The organism is Bacteroidia bacterium (assembly GCA_041391665.1).
Taxonomy (GTDB): domain Bacteria; phylum Bacteroidota; class Bacteroidia; order J057; family J057; genus JAGQVA01.
The window spans coordinates 275355-297854 of record JAWKNO010000002.1; the positions used below are offsets into that span (position 1 = coordinate 275355).

Sequence of the window (22500 nt, forward strand, 5' to 3'; positions counted from 1 at the left end):
TCATCATGAAAAAATTCCGTTATTCCTTTCTTGCAGTAGTAGCAATCATGGCTTTTGCTGCATGTCAGACCTCCGGATCTACTGAAGAAAAAACCACCGCTGACGGCAACTCAGCTGTACAGGTTTCTCCTGACGGTCAAAATCTGGCTGCTCAGAATGCTGACCCTGCAACCACCCCTAAAGTTCCTGATTTTCAGGCAAAAGCTGAAGAAATGGCCAAAACTACCGTGGAGTTTGCTTCAGAAGAATACAACTATGGTCAGGTTCAGGCTGGTACAAATGTTACCCACCAGTTTAAATTTAAAAATACAGGTACAGAGCCTCTGGTTCTTACCCGTGTAAAAGCTTCCTGCGGCTGTACAACTCCCAGCTACTCCAAAGATCCTATTCCACCCGGACAGGAAGGTTTTATCGATGTAGTATTTAACTCTGCTGGTAAGTCAGGTGTTCAGAATAAAACCGTAACTGTTACCGGTAATTTCGAAGGCTCCATCAACAAAATTCTCCGCATCTCCGGAGAAGTGTTAGCTGCTGCCAACTAAATTTCGATTATTTCCTGGTACTTAAAACTACCTGGATCATACAACGTATTGCAAAGGCCAAAGGCGTTTTACCCTTTGGCCTTTGTTGTATTTTTATCTACTTTTAGATCCTAATTTGACTTGATACTTTTTTTATGCAAAACATAATGATCTTACTGCAAACCACAGAGACCGGCGCGAGCGGAGGCCTTGGCGGCATGGAGCAGTTTTTGTTTTTCGGTGGTATTATCGCCATCTTCTACTTTTTTATGATTCGCCCCCAGCAAAAAAGAGCTAAAGAGGAACGCCAATTTCGCGAAAACCTCAATAAAGGCGACAAAGTGGTCACCATCGGTGGCATCTACGGGCAAATCGAAAGTATTGACGAAAAGTCTGTACTCGTAAAAGTGGATACTAACGTAAAACTTCGCTTTGAGAAAGCAGCATTAAAGCCTGTACCGGCTGCTGAAAATGAAAAATAATCCAGGCCTCGCAGCCCGGAAATTTATACGGAAAATTATCACCTCTTTTCCGGGTAAAAATGATCAGGGTGCAACCTTTTTGATTGCAGCCCTGCTCTCTCTTACTTTATGGTTTCTTGTTACAATCAATCAGGAGTACGATACCTCTATTAACTACCCGGTAAAAATTACGGCTGTCCCTGAAACGATTCAAATTACGCGAAATCTCAACCCTACCGTAGATATTGTCGCAAGGGGGGGAGGCGTTGATCTTTTAGTGGAACATTTTAAGCTCTCCCGTGATACACTCGAATTTCCCTTTAGTGAGGAATACCGGAAGAATAATTTTATTCCGACTGGTACTTATAAAGATGGCTTTACCCGGATTATCCCTTATACAATAAAGGCGATCAATCCCGGCCGTATTTATTTTGAATACGAAAAAAAAATATACAAACGTGTTCCTTTGCGCCTTCGCACAAGAATACAACTCAAACCTACCTACCAACTCCTGGAAGCACCGGTACTTCAACAGGATTCTGTGATTATTCTGGGTCCTCAAACCCGTCTTGATAGTATTAAAGAATGGTTTACAACTGATGAAAAAACAGATATTATTTCGTCAACGGGGGAGATTGAAGTAAATGTCCTGAACACGGTTCCGGGGCTGTCGGTCAGCCCTCATAAGGTCAGGGTCTGGATCAACCCTGTTCTGTATACGCAGACGCAGATCCCTGTTGAGATCGAGGTGGATGATATTCCACCCGGAATGGAGGTACGACTTAGTGAGACCCTCGTAAATGTTACGGCTTTGGTTCCGATGGAGCGTTTTCAACAGCTAAAAAAGGAAAATGAGCATCTCACCGTCATGGTTCCCTTTCAGGATCTGGACCCACAAGTGCCTTTTTTTATTCCGCGAATAGAGCTTCCTGAACCTATTAAAGTGGTGAGTCGTACACCTTTACGGTTGTCCTATGTAATTATTAAGAAATGAATCCCTGGAGAATAGGCATTACCGGCGGTATTGGCAGCGGTAAAAGCCGCGTCTGTACTATTTTTTCCACTTTGGGGTATAGGGTATACTCTGCGGATGATCGTGCCAGGTGGCTGATGGCTCACGACGAGAAATTAGTGGGAAATATACGCCGTTTGTTTGGCGATGAAGCGTACCTGTCAGACGGCTCTCTCAACCGCAGCCTGATCAGCCAAAAGGTATTTTCCGATGCGGCTTTGTTGTCTCAACTCAATGCATATGTTCATCCGGTTACAGGTCAGGATTTCGAAGATTGGGTAACACACACACCGGCTGACTATTCCCGTTCATTTGTGCTGAAAGAAGCGGCCATCCTCTTTGAGTCTGGGGCATACAAAACTTCTGATGCCGTAATTTCTGTATACGCACCTAAGAATATCCGGGTCAGTCGGGTCGTAACACGCGACCATACTACACGGGAGGCAGTCTTTTCCCGGATGAATAAACAATGGCCTGAATCAGAAAAAATTTTCCGATCTGACTTCGTCATCTACAATGACGGCATTCAGCCGCTTTCTACCCAGGTTACGGCTGCGATACGTTTTCTTGAACAAAAATTTTCTCAGGGGAAGACTACGCCCGGATAATCGGTAATATTAATCGGCGGAATAGAAGCCCCGAAGCTAATAAAACTGTTGATCGTACGGATAAATGTATTGGCAATGACTGCATTACCCCTTGGGGTGAAGTAGATTCCATCCAGTGAAAATATTCCCCCGGAAAGATACTCATTGGATACCTCCAACCCATCTTCTGTATAGCTTTGAGCCAGCTGGCCTATCAGGTAGTGAATATCAGCAATGACAAATGCAGGCTTTTCCAGAGAAGCATTGAGCGAAGCGACTTTTTCACTGATTTTCAGGTTGTATTCATTAATCAGCTTTTTGATCAGTTCAATCTCTGATTTGTCCAGAACCCAATGACCGGGAACAGGGTTTTCTGCGACTAATCCGAAGGATGATCCCTGCCCATATTCCATTCCAATTTGATCTTTGGCCGGTAATAAGATTTGATCTTCATTTGTTGCAATACGAACGCCAGCATCGGTCGAAATGTAGATGGGGATGATGGAACCTTTACATTTTTCCCGGTTGACATATTGAGACGGAACTGTTTTGAAATAAGGAAAAAGGGTAATATCCGGGATATTTCCAATCACACCTTTTGCCTGGGGACTAGCAAGGACCACTTCGTCGAGTAACAGGCCAAGTGCTTGTGCAAACTGCTCTGCATCGGCAGGGTGAAAGCCGTAATATTCAGCACCTTTCATTGCAAACCCCAGAAAATCCGTCATACCCAGCCAGAGGGTGAAAAACCCCGGGCGACTTTCCTTTATCAGAGAAATATAGGAATCTCCGGAGGGGTTTATTCTGGTAAAAAATGGGTTCATCTGGATCATACTATCCTTCAAGATATGGCTGGTTTTCAGCTGAGGAATTCCCAGGTTATTGATCTGTTTTTTAGGCACATAAACATCTTTCCATCCAGCCTGAGGGTTTACGGTACTCAGTACCGGTGCCGGTGATTCCAAAGGGCATTCCGTATGAGACATAGAATCAATGCGGAGATGTCCGGAACCTACGCCTGGCATCTCAGGTTGCTCAAAATCAATGAGTTGTGCAAGCAGAAACTGATCAGCGATCAGTTTCGGGAATGCATATTGTTGCCCTTCGGCATAGAGTCCGGAATAACTGTAAGGTTCCAGTGAGCCGTTGGTTACACCAGCGGTAAACCCGTCGCCGATGGCGACGTAGCGGAACACATTCAGGAATCCGGTCGAAGGGGCTGGTCCGACAAGTCCCGGTTTACAGCCGCTATAGAGCAATAATATTGTAAGTGTGGGGAAAAGGGTGCAGGCAATCGTAAAAATTCTTCTCATATAGTATCCACTCAACGCCTTCTATTGGGTCTTCTTTATTAGTATATCGCATTCCGGGTCAAGATCGTTTACTCTGCTTGAAACATATTTTTTTAAAAATCATATCTCAGGCCGACACCCACGATATTCGTTGACGTCTGATACGTTCCTCCAAATACGGCTTCGTCAAAAATAGCAGTTCTTTCACCCGTAAACTCATATAACCATGTAAGATCGAAATAAAGTCTTTCTACAAGATTTATGCCCATTCCTAAACATAGCCCGATTCTGTCTGCATCGGGAATTTCAGGGCTGACAAAGCCTTCGGGAACCGGAGATTTATCGTAGTAAGCACCGCCACGGAAACGGATTTTTTGATTAGCCTGATACTCGCCGCCAATTCGGAGTGTGGTCGAATTGATAAAACCTCTGCGGGCAGGCCATTTATTTACGGGGGGTATTTCCTGGTCAAAGGTAAAAGCCAAAGAATCAAAGCTGCTCCACCCCGTAAAGTTTAAATCAAAGGCAAGGAGCCACCGTTCATCCGGCCTGTAACCGATCCCAATGTTGAGCACACCCGGAAGCGTAAAATCTGTAGAAAAACCCATATCGGGGAAAACATCAGCCAGGGATTCCGGAACGTCAAATTTTGCGACTCCATGCAGGATGTCAATCCTTACGCTGGAGCGGTAAGAGATACCCAGACTAACTTGTTCATTGGGTTTGAGAAATATTCCTGCATTGATACCGATTCCTCTTCCGGTTCCTGATAAAATCGCTGCGCCTTCACTTCCATTGGGGCCGTCTCCTTTTATGGCTTTACGGTTAAAAAGACTGGCAAAGCCATAAGAAAACCCCAGGCCGATTCCTAACTGTTCATTAAACTTATAGCTAATGGTGGGCTGAATAAAGTACGTATTGATCGCGAATTCCTGCGATATATATTTTCCTTTCCAGTCATCGGGCCATTTGGAACCGCCCAGGTAAGGGTTGTTGACACTAATCCCAAATGAAAATCCTTTTTCTTTGACAATATCCGCTTTACCATTCCATGAGAGATACAGGTAGATAGGGGTATAAAGCAGGGTATCCATATTGACCTGATATACGCTTGGCGTTCGGGCAAGAAAACTGGTAACGGGGAAAACTGCACTGCTTCCAATCATCACAGAGCCACGCGGCTGAAATCCCAGTGCACCGGGATTAAAAAATACCGAACTACCGTCAAGCGCAAGCCCTGTGCCTGTATGAGCCATCCCCAGTTGGCGCTGACCATGAAGATTCAGCTGAAAGCCACCGCAATAGCCCTGGTGGAGCAGCACCATTATGATACCCGTAAAAGCAGCAAGTAGTCTCATGGAAATGTCAATTGTTAGCTGAAAGTAGGTTTTTTTTATGGAAAAACCAGCGTCAATTGATTTGCCTGTGGATTCTGGGTAGAAAGCAGAATTATCTGTAATTTGTGCCCGAAACCGCTGATATGGTAAAAGGAAAAAAAGTTGTGGTGGTCATGCCCGCCTATAATGCAGAGCGTACACTGGAAGCTACCTTCAGGGAAATCCCTTTTGACATTGTGGATGAAGTGATTTTAGTGGATGATAAAAGCAGTGATGATACTGCCGCAAAGGCTGAGCAACTGGGTGTGCACAAAGTCATCCGGCATCCGGCAAATCGCGGCTATGGAGGAAATCAGAAGACCTGCTACGCTGCCGCAATTGCCGCAGGGGCTGATATCGTCGTCATGCTGCATCCAGACTATCAATATACGCCCCTCCTGCTGGAGGCGATGATCTATCCGATTGCGAATGGCCTGTTTCCGGTAATGCTGGGTTCGCGAATTCTTGGAAAAGGTGCCCGAACCGGCGGCATGCCTATTTATAAATATATAGCCAACCGGGGACTTACGTTTTTCCAGAATCTTCTCATGAATCAGAAACTTGCCGAGTACCATACCGGCTATCGCGCTTTTTCCCGGGAAATTTTGCTGAAACTGCCACTGGAAGAAAATAGCGACGATTTTGTATTTGATAATGAGATGCTGGGCCAAATCGCTTATGCCGGCTACACGATCGGAGAGGTAACCTGCCCGACTAAATATTTTCACGAAGCTTCTTCCATCAATTTTTCGAGAAGTGTTGTGTATGGATTAGGAGTCCTGAGAGTTTCCGTTTTGTATGTGCTCAATAAATTGAAACTGGTACATTCACCTATTTATAATCTGACCTCCGGACGCAAGCTGATCCTTGATCCCGAAACAGAAAAAACACCCCTGTCTTCCAAATCTTAATATTGCGGTTTCATGAAAACCTTTTTCAAAATCATCCTTTTTCTGGTACTGCTGGCTGTGGCTGCTGTCGCCGGATATTTTTTCATTGATCTTGACTCCGAAGAGCGAAGCCTTTTTTCCTTTGTGCCTCACGATTTTGTCTATGCTATTGAGTCTGACCGTCCCATCGGAGACTGGCAGGATCTCAGTAAAACCGAAGTCTGGCAATACCTCAAAGGCATCGAGTATTTTGCCGACATTACGGAGTCCGCAGATTATCTGGACTCTTTGCTTAAGGCCAATCAGACGCTGGTGGATTTTGTCAAACTGGGAGATCTGGTGATTTCTGCCCATATGGTTTCCAAGCAGGACTATGAATTTCTGATTCTTGTGGATTTGAAAGGAAAAGGCCGCAAGCTTCCCAAGCTCAAACCCCTGACAGTACCGCTGTTTGAAAGCCTGGGATATGAGGTTACTACAGATAAATATTTCAATATCGAGATCTACAATCTCCACGATAAGGTGTATAATGAAACACTTTCACTCGCGGTAGTGGACAATGTGCTGATCACATCTTATCGTGCAGATCTGATAAGGAAGGCAATTGATCAGTCAGAAAAAGAAAGTATTACGGAAGTACCGGATTTTACTAAGGTAAGGGATAAGACTGACCGGGGAGAACTGTACTCTATATACATGAACTTTTCCGTAATTGATAAATTCATTCTGGCCTATACCAGCGAAATGCCTGAAATGCTCGATGGGTTAAATGAAATTCTCTCTTTTGGCGGATTTGACCTGAGTATGGATGACGATAAGGTGGAAATGGAAGGGTTCATCAAACAATTGGATTCTGTCGGGTCATTTTTGCAGGTGTTTAAGGAAGTGGGGAAAGGGGCGGTTCATGCGCAGGATGTTCTTCCTTCCAATACGGCGATGTTTACTTCTATGGGGTTTTCTGATTTTGGTGATTTCTATCGGCGGTTTGATAGTTATTATGCCGAATCTGACCCGGAAGGGTATAAGAGTATGGCAAAAAATAAAGACCGGATAGAGAAGTTGTTGAAAATCGAATTTGAAAGAGATTTCTTTGCCTGGATGACGGATGAAATGGTGACAGCGGTGGTTCCGGTGTCTTCAGATACCGCACAGTATGCCTATTATGCCATGCTTCATTTTGACGATTATGACCTGGTCAAAGAGCGATTGGATTATGTAACCAAACGAATCGGAAAAACACCGGTAAAGTTTGAAGAACTGGACTATCAGGGGTATACAATCAAATATCTGGAGCTCAGAGGATTTTTTAAGATCTTCTTCAAGAAGTTATTTTCCCGGATAGAAAAACCACACTTTACTTATATTGACGATTATGTGGTTTTTTCCAATGATACTACGGCACTGCAGTATGTCATTGATCAGTATCTGGCCGAAAATGTGCTGGGCAGAGACCCGCAATACAAAGATTTTTCAGACCATTTTTCTTCGTCTTCCAGCATATTTACCTATATCAACAATGGCCGTTTTCTAAACTATTATATGACGACCCTGGATGCGGCAGCGCGCAAGGATATGCAGAAAAACCAGGCTTATTTTATGAGTTTTCCCGAGGTTGGCTTTCAGTTATCTCCTTCCGGGGATATGTATGAGGCTTATTTATACACGGGGTTTGTGCCACAACAAACATCCGCATCGCGATAAAAAAAGCCCGCACAATTCTCTGGAAATGTGCGGGCATAACAGTTTGAAGACCGTAGGTTTTAGCCTCAGTTGGAGATGAACTTTCTTTGCAGAAGTTCGATTTCATAGAAGAAATCCTGCTCCTGAATGATGGGCCCATAGTTACGGCTCACAGAAGTAAGGGTCAGGGTAGTACTCCGAGGGTGATTAATCACAAATAACTTAATAATTTTCGCCTCAGTTACTGCGGTATAACAGGTGATATTGTCGTTGGCATTGGCCTTGATTTCTTCAATACATACATTGGCCATGTAGTCCATACAATCTTTCTGAATTTCCTTCGCGGTCTTTTTGTCAGCATAGTTGCGGGTAACGGTTGTGGCATAAAGGGCGTCATTTTCGAAAGCATATTCCACATGCTTATCTTTATCCAGTACGGCCCGAACGCTTTGCATTTCATTGTCTTCCTGTACCTGGGCAATATAATCTTTCGTACCCAAAAAGGATTTTACGTCTTCTCTGGATTGGCCAAAAGGAATAAACAAATTATTCTGTGCCAATACAGTAGAACAAACGAGAAGGGAGAGGGCGAGGGTAGAGGTATATTTCATTTTCGTACTAACTTTAAATACAGATTCGTAACAGGAAAGTTCTGAATGACCATTTCTGGTAAGTAGCACGGTGTTTTGGCGTTGGGGGTCGGAATTTTTATCCGATCTGTTTCAAATTAAAAATAACAAATTCAGTTGAAAAAAGGGAGAAATTTTTTGTGGAAATCACTTCCTTTCCCTGATACTTTACAAATTCCGGGCCGGGTTGTGAATGGGCGTTATTTATGTGTGAAAAAACTATTTTTTTTCATAAATGGTAAACGCCGGGACTTGAGTGGTAGAGATTAGTCTCTCATAACCAGGATGTGGGTGCCTGGTTTTACTTTTACGGCTTCCAGCTTTTTGAGCAGACGGGTCGTAACTGACTGAAATTTGTCCTGATTTTCTTCAGTAATGACCTCTACGGACGGGAGGGAAAGGGAAGAGAGGTTTACGACTTTGCCATTTTCCCATACACGGAAACTCATACGCGGATTTGCGCCATCGCCGGAAGTGCCGACATATCCAATAATATCACCCTGATGGACTTCATCTCCTTCCCGGATACCGGCTGAGATTTTGGACATATTGGCATATTGGGTGGTATAGATGCCGTGTTTAATTTTGACGTGATTGCCCAGTCCTTTGCGATATTTGGCACGGATAATTTCACCGTCCCCAACAGCATAAATGGGCGTTCCTGCGGGTGCCGTATAGTTTACTTCTTTTTCTTTGTTGGGCAGGGATTCTGCCTGTGCTCCGTATCTGGCGCTAAGCCTGGAGTATTTCAGCGGGGCCTTTAGCAGTTCTTTGCGGAGACTGCGCCCTGCTTCATCAAAATACTCGATCTGATCATTTTGTGCAAAGCTGATAGCAAAATATTCTTTTCCGTTGTGATGGAAAACAGAAGCTACAATTCTCGAAATGCCGATAGATTCCCCGTCGACAAATTCCTCTTCGTAAATGACTTTAAAGTAATCGCCTTTTTCGAGGTGGAAAAAATCTACTGACCATGCATACACTTCTTCGAGGAGTTTGCCTAGCCTTGCGTCCAGTCCGTTTTCATGAATCGTTTCAAACAGCGAACCATGAATGGTGGCAGAAATCGTTTTTTCCTGGACATTTACCCGTTTTCTTCCTTCATAAATCTGAACACTGTCCCGGAGGTCAAACACGACATAGTCCGCAGGATTTTTTTCGTAAATAAAATAGTTGACTTTGTGTGCGTTGTTTTTCAGAATGGTGAATGAATTGCCTGCACGCATACGGCGAACATCAAATACCGACTCAGATTTTCTGGCAACTTCATCGATTATGGTAGGGTCAACATTATGTTCCAGCAAAACATCGGTGAGGAACTGGTTGCGTTCGAAATTGGATTGTACCACTTTCATAGCATTTACATCAATCCCAAACTGCTCCTGAGACATCCTTTTCAGACCCGGTGCAGGCAACTTCGACATCGTCGAAATCGTAGCTGACGGTTGGTTTTGACAGCCGGTAGAAAATAGGATGGGGGAGACAGTGATCAGGAAAAATATAATTCTTTTCACGCGCAAACAACCGATGATACTTATTTTACATTACGAAAAATACACTCGCTTGAGTATGCTCTAAAATTAAACCAAATTATCCACATCTGAAAACAGATTGTGTATAAAATTGGCCCATATGGTATATTTTTTTTGTGGCAGGTAGAAAATTTGTCCGCAAGGTGTTTTTAAATATCAATTATATGTTATAAGAGTATGGGTAGTTTGCCTTTTGCAATTAAATTTCCTTTCAAAACATCTGCGGCGGCTGTTTCTGTGAATGCCGTTTCCTGATAAGCAACCAATATCGAGCGCATATGATTCAGTGACTGGAACTTTCGTAAAGCATAAGCACTGCCAAACAGGACAAAGCTTATTTGGGTAGATGTGGATAAGTTATCCACAAGTTTTACAATATTCTCAGTGATTCCAAATCCTTCAACAGCTTTGATCTGCATGTCGTGAAGGCTGACAACTACGTGATCATATTCAGCCATTTGGGTGTTGATTTTTGCGATTTCTTCCTCTTCAAATGTATGCCCTAAAGTATAAGTTTCGATATCTGTTTGAGAAAGTATTCGTTGGAACAGTGGGGCAGGATCGTTTTTGGCAGCCTCCCTGGTTCTTTGAAATCTGTGGTGAATCAGCTGGTTGGCTGATTGTTCTTTTTGGGCAAATATAGCGAGCGAGGCCGTTTTTTCTCCGGGTTGCACAAATACCGGAGTAGCGGAGGCGTTGGGAGAATAAAATGTCATACTCTCCGCAGCCAGTCGTTGATTTAGTTGTTCTGAATGGGCATTGTTGAGATACCCGTCCAATCCGGATAACAGGATTGGCTCAAAATGGCTGAGTCCCAGCCAGTATTTTGCTGCCAGTATTTTCCGGCAACGTCTATTGATTTCGATTTTAGAAACTGCTCCTGCATCGACCTGTTGAATGATTTTTTCGATCGACCCTTTGACATCTGTGCAAAAAAGCATGATATCATTTCCGGCCAGAAATGCCATAAGATTTACTTCATCGGCTTCTCTGAATGCTGCCACACCCTTCATATCAAGCGCGTCAGTGATGATCAGCCCTTCGAAGCCCATATGATCAATCAGGAGCTCCCGCGTGATCCTGGGGGAAAGAGAGGCCGCTGAGTCTGGCTCAGGGTCTATAGCCGGTACATGCAGATGTGCGGTCATGATTCCTCCGATTCCTTCGGGGATGAGCTTTTTATAAGGATAAAGCTCTATCTCTTCGAGTCTTTCCCTACTGTGTGTTAGTACGGGTAACGTGAAATGGGAATCTGAATGTGTATCGCCGTGCCCGGGAAAATGTTTGGCTACGGCTAAAACAGTTTCTTCCTGCAATCCTTCCATGTAGGCTTTGGCTTTTTCAACCACGGCTTCCTTGTCAGAACCAAACGACCGAAAGCCGATCACCGGATTGTCCGGATGTGTATTGATGTCCACATCTGGCGCAAAGTTGATATGAATTCCGAGCCTCCGGCATTGTCTGCCTATCTCTCTGCCCATTTGGTAAATCAGGGTATTGTCCTGAATCGCTCCCAATGCCATCTGATAGGGAAAACGCACGGTATCGTTGAGCCGCATCGCAAGTCCCCATTCTGCATCAATGGATATCATCAGGGGAATTTTAGAAACAGCCTGGTATCGGTTGGTGAGTTTGGCCTGGGAGATTGGATCGCCCTGAAAAAAGGTGAGTCCGCCGATGCCATATTTGCCAATCAGGGATTCTATAGATTGATAGTGGCTTTCATCTCGGTTGGACCACGTGGCGACGTGGAGGAGCTGGGCAACTTTTTCAGCAAGTGTCATCTGTTCCAATTGCTGATTTACCCATTCGGTGTGGAGGAATTGCAGAAATTCAGGGCGCTTATTCATTTTTTTTTGCCAAATGCAGGATCGATATGGAGAAATTTGATTAAAATAAAACCTGGAATGGTGGCAATCAATACCCAAATAAAAAAGTTTTCGTATCCGAGTTGTTGCTGGATCCAGCCGCTGGCCATTCCCGGAAACATCATTCCCATTGCCATAAAGCCTGTGCCCAGTGCATAATGTGCAGTTTTATGTTTTCCGTCGGCGACATAAATCAAAAACAACATAAATGCCGTAAATCCAAATCCATACCCAAATTGTTCGATGGCTACTGACCCGGCGATAAGAAGTATGGATTCAGGCTGATGATGGGCGAGTAAAATGTAGAGGCCATTTGGCACATTGATAGCAATGGCCATCCACCATATCCAGTATTTTAGTCCGTTGATTGAGGCCAGGACGCCACCCAGAATTCCTCCCAGGACAAGGGCAATCACGCCGATAGTACCGTAAATCGTGCCTACGGCCTGAGTCGAAAGTGCCAGTCCGCCATCAGCCCGCGCATCGAGCATAAACGGAGAAGTCATCTTTACCAGTTGTGCTTCTCCCAGCCGGTAGAGCAGGAGGAATCCCAGAATCAGCAGTATCTGTTTTTTCTGAAAAAAATCGACAAATACCTTCACAAACTCCTGAAGGATTTCCTGAAGATCTGGTTTTGTTGTGGGTTCTTCTTCGACCTTTGGCAGGATAAATGAATGGTAAAGCCACAAGGCAATCATAATTACTGCCAATACCCCCAGCGAAATTTGCCAGGCCAAAACCAGGCTGACCTTTGTTTCCAGCAACCCTGCAAGGATGACAATGAGTCCCTGCCCCGTGATCATGGCCAACCGGTAGAAGGTAGAGCGAAACCCCACATAAAAGGCCTGTTGATTCTGTCTCAACCCCAACATATAAAATCCGTCTGCGGCGATATCATGAGTAGCAGAACTAAAGGCAAGTAGCCAGAAAAAAAGCAGGGAATATCGAAAAAATCCTTCCAATGGAAGCATAAGTGCCACACCTGCAAACCCAGCACCCATAATCAGTTGCATGGAAATTATCCAGAATCGTTTGGTGCGCAGTACCTCAACCAGCGGACTCCAGAAGGGTTTGATGACCCAGGGGAAATACAGCCAGGATGTGTACAACGCAATATCGGTATTGCTGATCCCCATGCGTTTGTACATAATTACGGACAGCGAGACTACCACGATATAGGGAATTCCTTCTGTATAATACAGTGAGGGAACCCAGGTAAGCGGGTGGGGGAGACCTGATGCAGAGCGAGCGGGTTTATCCATTTTCTTTGAGTAATCCTTTATAAATGCCCGGGGTTGAATCCGGAATTTCGATAGCTCCTGCAATTTTTGTATAAAAACCTGCCGGACCTACACCGCCGATGATTGCATATGCATAACCCAATTCCCGAAGAGCATGCAGTGCTCGTAAGAAAAGGATTTTACCCAGACCAAGCCCTCTGTGTGATTCTGCTACACCGGTGGGGCCAAAAAAATTTCTGGCAGTAACCTCATAGCAGGCAAAACCGACGATTTGTTTGTTATCCACTGCAATAAAACAGGAGATTGGCTGGTTTCCAAAAGCAATATCGGTTTCATTGCCCCAGGTATGCCCGAAGGTTTCTCTTACCCAACGCACCACAAGGTGTTTTTCAGGGGCCATTGCTCTGCGGATGACAATTCCGCGGGTTTCGGTTTGAACCAGGTCTTCCGGTAAAATCTGGGGAAGATCGTAGAGTTTAACGAGCATATCCATAAAAGTAATCCAAAAGGTTGATGGTCTTTATCTTACAATTACCGTAAACCGATTCTGCGCACGGTCATCCAGGGTTACCAGTATCCGGTATGTGCCGTTGGGGAGATGTGTTACAGGTATCTGGAAGTAATTTGCTGAAGGTCCCGGTTGCCAGTTGAGCGTAGCGATGATTTGTCCCAGGTTGTTGATGATGCGAATATTAAGGGCTGCTGCCTCAACACCTTTCCATTCCAGCCTGATAAAATCGTTGGCCGGATTTGGATAAATTTTCAGCGGAAGAGCAATTTTACTGTCAAAGATATCAGTGTTAAAAGTACCTTCATTTTCTACAATAGTAAAGTCCTCGCCGGCGGGAATATTGTACAGCGCGTCTGTATGTCCCGAAGGCCATCTGACAATAATCGAATCGGCCTGAGCGCTATTTCCCAGCCCAAAGATATGGGCAGCAGCGTTTTGACCGAGAAACCCTGAAGCACTTAAGGTATAGTGGACAAATTTTGATCCTCCGGCAAAAACTTCGATCCAGGCACCGATTCCTTCCCGGTTGCTGGCAGTACCCTGGAGTCTGATTCTGATCCAATGGCCGGTACCCCCGCTATTTTGCCAGAGTTGTGAATGAAAAGGGGCTTCATTGCACACAAATATATCGGGAAAACCGTCGCGGTTAAAGTCTCCGATCGCATTGGCATAACTACCTACCGTATCACCGGCAAAGCTATTGGTAACCCGGTTGTACATGCCAGAACCATCGTTGATATAGCAGGCGCTTGACAAAGGGCCTGTGCTGCCGACCTCTGCTCCGCTTACATACAGATCGAGATCTGTGTCGTTGTCAAGGTCGGTAAATTGCGCCCCCCATCCAATACTAAGAAACTCTACTCCAACATCGGCTGCAATTTCGGTGAAGGTTTCGTCTCCATTGTTGTGGAGGAGTTTATTTCCCTGGTTGGTATTGGTGATATAGATATCGAGGTAACCATCTCCATCAAAGTCGCCGGGCGTAACCGACATGGCATTCATGGCAAGATTCGCACCGCTGGAAGCGCTGATATTGGCGAAGGTACCATTTCCGAGATTTTTAAAGAGGGAATTTTTGGAGAGTTTATCCTGTGCCGTAAATATATCAGGCCATAGGTCATTGTTGATGTCAATGAAGGCCGTAACCCAGGGCAGTTTGGTCGAATCGGCAACCAGTGCTGTGAGCGTAGTTTCGGAAAAGGTGCCATTGGCATTGTTGCGGTAGAGATGAGCGGAAACAGGGCCGGTGAGTACATTGGGTCTGTCGACATAATACAGGTCGAGCCAGCCGTCCCGGTCATAGTCTCCCCATGCGGCACCATAGGTAGGAAGGTTATTGCGTTGAAGGCCGGAGGCCGCGGTTATATCGGTAAACTGGAAGTTGCCGTTATTTTGGTACAGTCGGTTGGGTGCATTGGAAGAAGAGACAAACAAGTCGGCATCGCCGTCATTGTCAAAATCAGCCCAGAGGATTTGCTGTGCGTTGTCGGTATGATTGACAGGTGCGGTAATTTTTTGGAAGGTGCCTTTATTATTTTTATAAAAGTGAATTTTTTCCCCGTTGGGGGTAGCCAGGGTAAGATCATCCCAGCCGTCATGGTTAAAGTCATAAAAGCTCACCCCACCACTGGGAGTGTAAGGGCCATAATTGTGGTTGATACCCTGAAAGGCAGATTTGTCCTCAAAGTTTACCTGGCCCTCCCCCCTGTGAAACAGGAGAATCAGCAGGATGTTGAGTAAAATTTTTTTCATTGGTACGGATTTAGGCAAATAAAATAAAAAAGAGGCTATCCTTTGGGGACAGCCTCTGAAAGTTAATAAATTCTGAAGAACTATTTTGGCGTATAAACAGCTGCACCGGTATCTCCGTAGCCATTCGACCAGTTGAGATTCAGTGAACCATCTTCATTTACTTCTCCACCTCCGACAATGGTATCACCCCACTGATCGGGAACAGGACGGATGGTAAGTGTGTTACAAACGTCTTCGAAAGATCCTGGTTCAGGATTTCCACCCCAGAACTGAGGGTACATACCGCCAGTGATGTCATCTGCACGATAGACACCGGGAGCAGTTTCTGTAAGTACAACATCAGCTTCGATATTGGTATAAGTACCATTACCGCCTCCGGCTTCTCCTGAAGTAACTACAGAGTAAGTACCAGCCAGATCAGAAAGACATGCAGGTTTGATGTTGAATGCATCCTGAGCAGAGAAAGTACCGTTGCTGGTATTCACTTTCAAGGTGAAATCAAACTGATCACCCAGCTTGAGGTCAGCCACAGCAACACCCAGCCCGTTTACCACGTCGGCAGGGGTTACGGTGATGCTGGCGGGAAAGCTGGTTATCTCAGCATGAGCTACCGGAGTGCCACCGTTGAAGCTTTTCATGATGGTAACAGAAGTTACATTCACCTCATCAGGAGCGAGAATATCAACAGAAAATCCAAATGTTGAGTTATTCAGGTCCGTCAGGTCAAAGAGACCTCCAACATTAGAGAGGAGAGCAGTAGCACCGAGTGTGTAGTCTGGTACTACTTTCGAATCTTCCAGGCAGGAAGTAAAACTGCCCAGTAAGATCGTTAAAAGAAAAATATTCGCAATTTTTTTCATAATTCAATAGGTGTTTTTGCAACAAATTATTTCGCAAACCAGAGTTTATCAAACAAACCACTTGTTGCCGCAGCGGGCACATTCGCGGTGTTGAGGTCGCGCTCGCGCTGAGCATAAGGATAACGGCCGGGAACAGAAGACTGGCCAGGGTAAGGGGTCAGTGCAGGGAAACCGGTTCTTCTGAAGTCTGTCCATGACTCATACTGAGTGAACATGGCAAGGTACTTCTGATCCATAATCATTTCCAGCGTAAGGTCCGCTGCATTGGCAGGAACTACAGCATCGAGGAAGGTCTGATCAGGAGCGGCACCGGTAACTTTGGTTACGGACGCGGTAACAGCTTCTGTGTATGCAGCCAGGGCTTCTGCAGTTTTACCGAGGCGGAAATTAGCTTCAGCTTCAATGAACTTAACTTCAGCATAAGTAACCAACGGTAGCTTGGAGTTGATATTTCCGTAGAAAGAACCAAGCGGAGATGCATCGATAGTCGGAGGGAAAACCGGCGAACCTGAATAACCGCCAGCTGCATCAGTTTTTGCAAAGAAGGGAAGTCTTGGGTCATCGTTTTCCAACAGTTTGTTGACAAAAAATTCACCTAAAACGAGGTCGCCACGCTGTGTATTAAACTGGTACCATGGGTTAGCTTCGCGTGGATCGGCTGTACCGTAAGGGACAGCCATATCATCAGCGTTGCTGGCAATCGCACCGGCTTCGATAAATGAAAGTGCCTGATTTGCAGAACCAGTTGCATCCTTGTTGCTGGAGTGGTTGGCATAACGGGCTTTCAGTGCATAAGCAGCAGCGATCCATTTTGCTGTTGAACCTTTGTAGATCAGGTCATCATTTCCGGGGGAAACAGCACTGGAGCCACGAAGCTCAGCGATACCTTCGTCCAGCAGAGACTGGATTTTTGGATATAGTACAGTTTCAGAATTGTCATAAGTAGGGGTAGTATTTTCTGTACCTTTCAGTGCTTCACTGTAAGGCGCATCACCCCAGGCAGAAGTAATCGTACCAAGAGCCAGAGCGGTCATGATTTTTGCTACTCCACTGTAGTGCGTATTGCCATTTTCGGCAGATTTATCAACAATCACTTTCAGGTCCATCAGCATGTTTGCATAAGCTGCGTTCCATGCATTGTTGATGTCACCAGCCAGAACGGTATAGCGGGTGGCCGCGTTCATCTGACGTGCAGTACCGACATGTGTCTGCATAAATACCTGACTGTACCATGCGAGGTCTTCACCCAGGAGCGAACCCATTTCAACAGTAGCGTTGGGCAGCAAGAGGGAGGAAGGCACATCCGCGGGGTTGTTGGGATCTATTGACAGGCCTTCTACAAACTGTGTACAGGCGCTTGTGAAGAATAGAATCCCTCCCGTGAGTGCGAGAGTGAATAATTTCTTTATATTTTTCATAATTATAATCAACATTTTGGAATTAGAAAGAAATGCGGATAGCACCTACCCAGCTTTTTGTATTGGGAGAATTGAAGTAATCAAAACCCTGGCCATTGCTGGCACCTTTCAGGCTGGTTTCTGGGTCAATTCCCTGATAGTTGGTGTAGAGATACTGGTTACGGCCTGTGATGCTCACGTCAATAGCACCCAGTGGGGTTTTACTGAGCAGGCTTTTGGGCAGTGAGTAAGCCAGGGTGATTTCACGAAGTCTGATCCAGCTGCCATCTTCGATATAGGACTCGGTTGGGCCGGTAAAGCCAGAACCAGGGCCAGCAAAGTGCCAGTTCATATTCAGCGGAACAGCGATATCGTTGGTTTTCCATTCAGCAGGAGCGGTTTCATTGCCATCATAGCTGGAAGCGAGAACGCCATTAAATACAGCTACTTTGTTTTCCAAACGTTCTGTTTCAGTTGATTTAGCCATACCGAAGTACTCCAGCGCACCTCTTGTACCATTCCAGATGTCGCCACCTTTTCTAACGTCAATCAAACCGGAGAGAGAAAGACCTTTCCAGCTGAAAGTATTGGTTAATCCCAGCAACCAATCGGGGTTTGGATTACCCAGGATGCCTTCCTGTGGATCTTGTCTTGGGAAACCGGTATTGTCTTCGATGATCAACTGACCGTCAGAAGTTCTTGACCAACGGCTACCATAGAGGACACCATAAGGCTGATTGAGAACCACATAGTTACCAGCACCTACGAAGTTTGAGCTGATAGAAAGGAATTCAAGGTCATCAACCAGTGCGGTAACTTCGCTCACGTTGCGTGTGAAGTTTGCAGTGATATCCCAGTTAAATCCATTGTTGTTGGAGCGGATGGGGTTTAAGGTGATAACAGCTTCGATACCCTGATTTACAACAGTACCTGCGTTTACAACAGTAGAGAAGAATCCGGAAGTGGTAGGAATCTGCGCACCGATGATCTGTCCTTCAGAAGTGGATTTGTAATAAGTTACGTCCATTCCGATACGGCCACTGAGGAAACGAAGGTCAAGACCAAATTCCAGGGTAGTGGTTTGCTCAGGAAGCAGATCTGGGTTACCAAGTGTACCATCAAGCGTAAACAGGTTCTGACCCAGGAAAGGAGCCGCAACACCGGAGATAAATCCGGAACCAGCACCACCACCTACGAATACAGTGTTGAGGAGGTATGGACCAGGCTCTTTACCAGCGGTAGCATAAGAAGCGCGGATTTTACCAAAAGGAAGAATTGTACCTTTAGACAGACCTAAAGCTTCGGTGAATACGAAAGCAAGGCTGGCAGAAGGATAGAAGAAGTTATTGTTGTTTTCCCCGAAGGTAGAAGCCCAGTCATTTCTTCCGGAAAGGTTCAGGTACAGCATGCCTTTGTAATCGAGGGCGAGGTCAGCAAAAAGACCAGCCAGGCGGATGGTTTCCTGTCCTTCAGATGCCGTGAAAGTACTGGCATTGGAGAGGTTGTAGAATTCTGGAATCGTTAATCCAGCACCTACCGCACGAGTTGTTTGAGCAAATCTGTGGTTAAGATTATTTCCCAGCATCAGGCGACCACCAAAGTCTTCTGTAAAGCGGTGGGTTGCCTCAACAAAGAAGTCAGAGTTAACCTCAAACCAGCGGGAAGTCTGCTCAGTGATTCTTCCGGAAGCATAGCCACCGGCAGAGTTAAGTGCATATACACTCTTGCGGATATCTGACCAACTGTCAGCACCCAGACGATAGCGGAATTCCAGCCAGTCAAGGGGTTTGTAGCTAAGCAGGGCATATCCGTTCATACGGTTTACCTGACCAGTGGTAGGGTTCATGTAAGCGGTCCAGTAGGGGTTGTCATAACCACCACCTGCGCGGTAGTTACGCTGTCTGCCGTTGGCATTCATGAAAGCTGCACGGTTGTCGAGGTCTACTACATCCTGTCCATAAGAGTTGTCAAATGAAGGTGGGGTACGGAGCAGACCCAACATGATTCCGTTTACATTGGAACCCTGCTGCAGCGAAGTCATATCTGTGTAGGTATAGGTGATTGAAGAACTAACAGTAAGCTTGTTATTCAGTCTTGCCTGACCAGCAGTACGGATAGAGGTACGATTGAAATCAGAGTTAGGCATGATACCTGTCTGAGCAGTATTGGAGGCACTCAGAATAAAGTTGGTATTCATATCACCACCTGACATCGTAAAGTTGTTATCCCATTTTCTTCCGGTCTGGAAAAATTTATAGGGATCGGCAGCTACAACAGCCTGACCTGTAGCATTGGCGGCAGTTTTCATTACCAGGTTGCCGTATGGGCTATAGTCAGAAGTAGTACTTCCATCATAAGAAAGATCGGCCATGTTGGGGCCCCATGAAGTGGAAATACGACCTGCGAGTGCACCGTCAAAGCCTTGAGCATATGTTTGGTTCAGCTCGGGGACACGGTTGATTTCATCAAAGCTGAGGGCAGTATTGTAAGAAAACTGCATGCCACCGCCTTGCTTACCGCCTTTTTTGGTAGTAATGATAATTACACCATTGGAAGCGCGTGAACCGTAAAGTGCAGCTGCACCCGGGCCTTTCAACACAGAGATATCAGCAATATCTTCGGGGTTGATGTCGATGGCGCGGTTGGAGAGGTTTTCTCCTCCAAGTACACTTTCTCCTGTAGTGGTCTGTGAGTTGTTGATGGGTACACCGTCGATGACAAACAGCGGCTGGTTGTTACCCGTAAGCGACGCATTACCGCGGATGACGATGTTGGCACCGGCGCCGGGAGCACCGGAAGAGTTGGTAACCTGTACACCGGCAACTTTACCGGAAAGTGCACTTACTACGTTGGTTTCACGTGAAGAAACCAGTGCGCTACCTTTTACTTCCTGTACAGCGGAGGTAAGGGAACGCTTATCCCTTTCAATACCAAAAGCAGTTACAACTACTTCATCGATTTCCAGGATATCCTGCTCCATAGCAAGATCAATTGTGCGACGACCAGCGATAGCGATTTCCTGCTTTTTCTTTCCAACGAAAGTAAAAACGAGGGTTTCACCAGTTGCAGGAACTTCCAGGGAATATTTACCGTTTGCGTCAGTAAACATACCTACGGTTGTTCCTTTTACCAATACGGCAACACCCTCCAGAGCATCACCGGTTTGTGCGTCGGTAACTGTACCGGAGACTGAGCTCTGTGCAAAAAGCACATTTAGCCCGAGCCCGCACATGGCCAGGAATAATAAAAATCTTCTCATTTAATAAAGCTTTAGTTTGACGTTAATTAACACTTAATACAAAGAACGAACCTTCAAATTTAACACATTCTTCATGTAAGAAACAAACATGTGAATATACCAAACACAAAGGTGGATTGACCAGACAAACGAAAAAAACAACAGTTTGGGTTGCTTGACCAACTATTTTACTTAAACATTTCCCCTGTGTTTTGTTTTTGTAAATGGCCTGTTTTGCTTATTTTGATTTAATTTTCAGTTATCAGGCTTTGCCCCAGAATGGTTTGTGCCGGTTTTCTTTGCTCCGGGTAAAGGATTGTGTATATTTGAATCTGGAACTTATAAAGATGTTAGATTATGAGCTGGTTTAAGCGGGTAAAAGATAATATCCTCACCAAAACCGAAGATAAAAATAACACGCCTGAAGGGCTGTGGAAGAAGTGTCCCAATTGTAAAAAAGCGCTGCAAACCAAAGCTTTAAAACAACAAGCCTACGTTTGTATTCATTGCGACCATCATATACGGATCGGAAGTGAAGAGTATTTTTCCATCATTTTTGACGATGGTGCTTATATTGAAAAAGACGATACCCTGATCTCTGGTAATCCTCTGAATTTTGTCGATACTCAAAAATATCCCGACCGTGTCCGGTCCAGTATTGAAAAAACCGGACTTACCGATGCCATTCGCACGGCTTATGGAAAAGTAAATGGACTAAACCTGATGATTTGTGCCATGGATTTTCGTTTTATCGGGGGAAGTATGGGGAGTGTCGTCGGCGAAAAAATCTGTCGTGCCATAGAACAATGCCTGACCGATGAAATGCCACTGCTTATTATCTCCAAAAGTGGTGGTGCAAGGATGATGGAAGGTGCTTTCAGTCTGATGCAGATGGCCAAAATCAGCGCCAAGCTGGCTGTCTTAAGTGAAAGGAAAATTCCTTACATTTCTCTGCTGACCGATCCTACAACTGGTGGGGTAACGGCCAGCTTTGCGATGCTCGGTGACCTCAATATCGCCGAACCCAATGCACTGATTGGGTTTGCCGGTCCTCGTGTGATTAAAGAAACCATTGGCCGCGATCTTCCGGATGGGTTTCAACGCTCAGAGTTTGTCCTTGAACATGGATTTCTGGACTTTATCGTTCACCGTAAAGATCTGAAAACTACCCTGTATAATGCTTACAGTATGTTGTTTCCCAAGGCCATAACCATTGTAGCCGAAAAGAACTAAAAAAAAACCTGAATGCTGAAGGTAAATGAAGGCGTAATCCTTCGTTTTTCTTCAACATTCAGGGAAAAAATTAACTCTGCGTGAGATACTGCTTAGGCGTGCGCAGCCATTTTATTGGTCAGCACTGCCTTGGAAGTAAGTCCTACCTGCTTGTCAACGACTTGACCGTCTTTGAAAATCAACAGCGTAGGGATATTCATAATGCCGTATTTAACAGCAATGTTACGGTTATCGTCAACATCCACTTTTCCGATAACAGCATTCCCATCCATTTCATTGGCCAGGTCTTCAATAATCGGAGCAATGGCCCGACACGGACCGCACCATGCCGCCCAAAAGTCTATCAACACAGGTTTATCTGAGTTTAATACTACTTCTTCGAAGTTTTGCTCGGTAATTGTTATTGGTTTTCCCATCTTC

General features: G+C 45.2%; 19 protein-coding genes. 7 read left to right on the plus strand and 12 right to left on the minus strand.

Features of this window, described 5'->3' with window-relative positions; genetic code table 11:
- Positions 1-5: 5 nt before the first annotated feature.
- The 4 genes from R3D00_12865 (at position 6) to coaE (ending at position 2602) form a co-directional block, all read left to right on the plus strand.
- Positions 6-542 (plus strand): DUF1573 domain-containing protein, encoded by a 537-nt coding sequence (locus tag R3D00_12865; protein ID MEZ4774067.1) that lies wholly within the window; start codon positions 6-8, stop codon positions 540-542.
- 146 nt (positions 543-688) lie between these two features.
- Positions 689-1003: a preprotein translocase subunit YajC gene (gene yajC / locus R3D00_12870; GenBank protein ID MEZ4774068.1), complete on the plus strand. Its 315-nt coding sequence runs from the start codon at positions 689-691 to the stop codon at positions 1001-1003.
- A complete protein-coding gene (locus R3D00_12875) occupies positions 993-1976 on the plus strand; it encodes a hypothetical protein (protein MEZ4774069.1) in 984 nt (327 codons plus the stop codon). The genes yajC and R3D00_12875 overlap by 11 nt, the downstream gene beginning before the upstream one ends.
- Entirely contained in the window at positions 1973-2602 is a 630-nt protein-coding gene (gene coaE, locus R3D00_12880; GenBank protein MEZ4774070.1) for a dephospho-CoA kinase, read from the plus strand. The genes R3D00_12875 and coaE overlap by 4 nt, the downstream gene beginning before the upstream one ends.
- Here coaE and R3D00_12885 read toward each other — a convergent pair.
- Positions 2578-3894 (minus strand): SGNH/GDSL hydrolase family protein, encoded by a 1317-nt coding sequence (locus R3D00_12885; protein MEZ4774071.1) that lies wholly within the window; start codon positions 3892-3894, stop codon positions 2578-2580. The two genes, coaE and R3D00_12885, sit on opposite strands and share 25 nt — an antisense overlap.
- Positions 3895-3986: 92 nt before the next feature.
- Positions 3987-5231: an outer membrane protein transport protein gene (locus R3D00_12890; protein ID MEZ4774072.1), complete on the minus strand. Its 1245-nt coding sequence runs from the start codon at positions 5229-5231 to the stop codon at positions 3987-3989.
- Between the two features lie 122 nt (positions 5232-5353).
- On the opposite strand from R3D00_12890, the gene R3D00_12895 reads away from it, so the two are divergent.
- Together R3D00_12895 and R3D00_12900 are read left to right on the plus strand one after the other, a co-directional pair.
- A complete protein-coding gene (locus tag R3D00_12895; GenBank protein MEZ4774073.1) occupies positions 5354-6160 on the plus strand; it encodes a glycosyltransferase family 2 protein in 807 nt (268 codons plus the stop codon).
- 12 nt (positions 6161-6172) lie between these two features.
- Positions 6173-7840 carry a DUF3352 domain-containing protein gene (locus tag R3D00_12900; GenBank protein MEZ4774074.1) on the plus strand — a complete coding sequence of 556 codons (1668 nt, stop codon included), beginning with the start codon at positions 6173-6175 and terminating at the stop codon, positions 7838-7840.
- Positions 7841-7905: 65 nt separating this feature from the next.
- Here R3D00_12900 and R3D00_12905 read toward each other — a convergent pair whose 3' ends face one another.
- From R3D00_12905 to R3D00_12945, 9 genes are all read right to left on the minus strand, one after another.
- Positions 7906-8430 carry a hypothetical protein gene (locus R3D00_12905; GenBank protein MEZ4774075.1) on the minus strand — a complete coding sequence of 175 codons (525 nt, stop codon included), beginning with the start codon at positions 8428-8430 and terminating at the stop codon, positions 7906-7908.
- 284 nt (positions 8431-8714) lie between these two features.
- The gene (locus R3D00_12910; protein MEZ4774076.1) at positions 8715-9962 is read right to left on the minus strand and encodes a peptidoglycan DD-metalloendopeptidase family protein; all 1248 of its coding nucleotides are present in this window, start codon (positions 9960-9962) and stop codon (positions 8715-8717) included.
- Between the two features lie 185 nt (positions 9963-10147).
- A complete protein-coding gene (locus R3D00_12915) occupies positions 10148-11830 on the minus strand; it encodes a glycoside hydrolase family 3 N-terminal domain-containing protein (GenBank protein MEZ4774077.1) in 1683 nt (560 codons plus the stop codon).
- Complete coding sequence (locus R3D00_12920) at positions 11827-13110, minus strand: MFS transporter (GenBank protein ID MEZ4774078.1); 1284 nt, start codon at positions 13108-13110, stop codon at positions 11827-11829. Before R3D00_12920 ends, R3D00_12915 begins: the two co-directional genes overlap by 4 nt.
- A complete protein-coding gene (locus R3D00_12925; GenBank protein ID MEZ4774079.1) occupies positions 13103-13582 on the minus strand; it encodes a GNAT family N-acetyltransferase in 480 nt (159 codons plus the stop codon). The genes R3D00_12920 and R3D00_12925 overlap by 8 nt, the downstream gene beginning before the upstream one ends.
- A 27-nt stretch (positions 13583-13609) precedes the next feature.
- The gene (locus R3D00_12930) at positions 13610-15352 is read right to left on the minus strand and encodes an FG-GAP-like repeat-containing protein (GenBank protein ID MEZ4774080.1); all 1743 of its coding nucleotides are present in this window, start codon (positions 15350-15352) and stop codon (positions 13610-13612) included.
- Positions 15353-15432: 80 nt separating this feature from the next.
- Positions 15433-16212 carry a hypothetical protein gene (locus R3D00_12935; protein MEZ4774081.1) on the minus strand — a complete coding sequence of 260 codons (780 nt, stop codon included), beginning with the start codon at positions 16210-16212 and terminating at the stop codon, positions 15433-15435.
- A 26-nt stretch (positions 16213-16238) separates the two neighbouring features.
- The gene (locus R3D00_12940) at positions 16239-17630 is read right to left on the minus strand and encodes a SusD/RagB family nutrient-binding outer membrane lipoprotein (protein ID MEZ4774082.1); all 1392 of its coding nucleotides are present in this window, start codon (positions 17628-17630) and stop codon (positions 16239-16241) included.
- A gap of 22 nt (positions 17631-17652) precedes the next feature.
- Positions 17653-20868 carry a SusC/RagA family TonB-linked outer membrane protein gene (locus tag R3D00_12945; protein ID MEZ4774083.1) on the minus strand — a complete coding sequence of 1072 codons (3216 nt, stop codon included), beginning with the start codon at positions 20866-20868 and terminating at the stop codon, positions 17653-17655.
- Positions 20869-21204: 336 nt separating this feature from the next.
- On the opposite strand from R3D00_12945, the gene accD reads away from it, so the two are divergent.
- Positions 21205-22080 (plus strand): acetyl-CoA carboxylase, carboxyltransferase subunit beta, encoded by an 876-nt coding sequence (accD, locus tag R3D00_12950; protein MEZ4774084.1) that lies wholly within the window; start codon positions 21205-21207, stop codon positions 22078-22080.
- A 92-nt stretch (positions 22081-22172) separates the two neighbouring features.
- Here the strand turns inward: accD and trxA are convergent, their stop codons facing one another.
- On the minus strand, positions 22173-22496 hold the full coding sequence (gene trxA, locus R3D00_12955) for a thioredoxin (protein ID MEZ4774085.1): 324 nt from the start codon (positions 22494-22496) through the stop codon (positions 22173-22175).
- Positions 22497-22500: the final 4 nt, after the last annotated feature.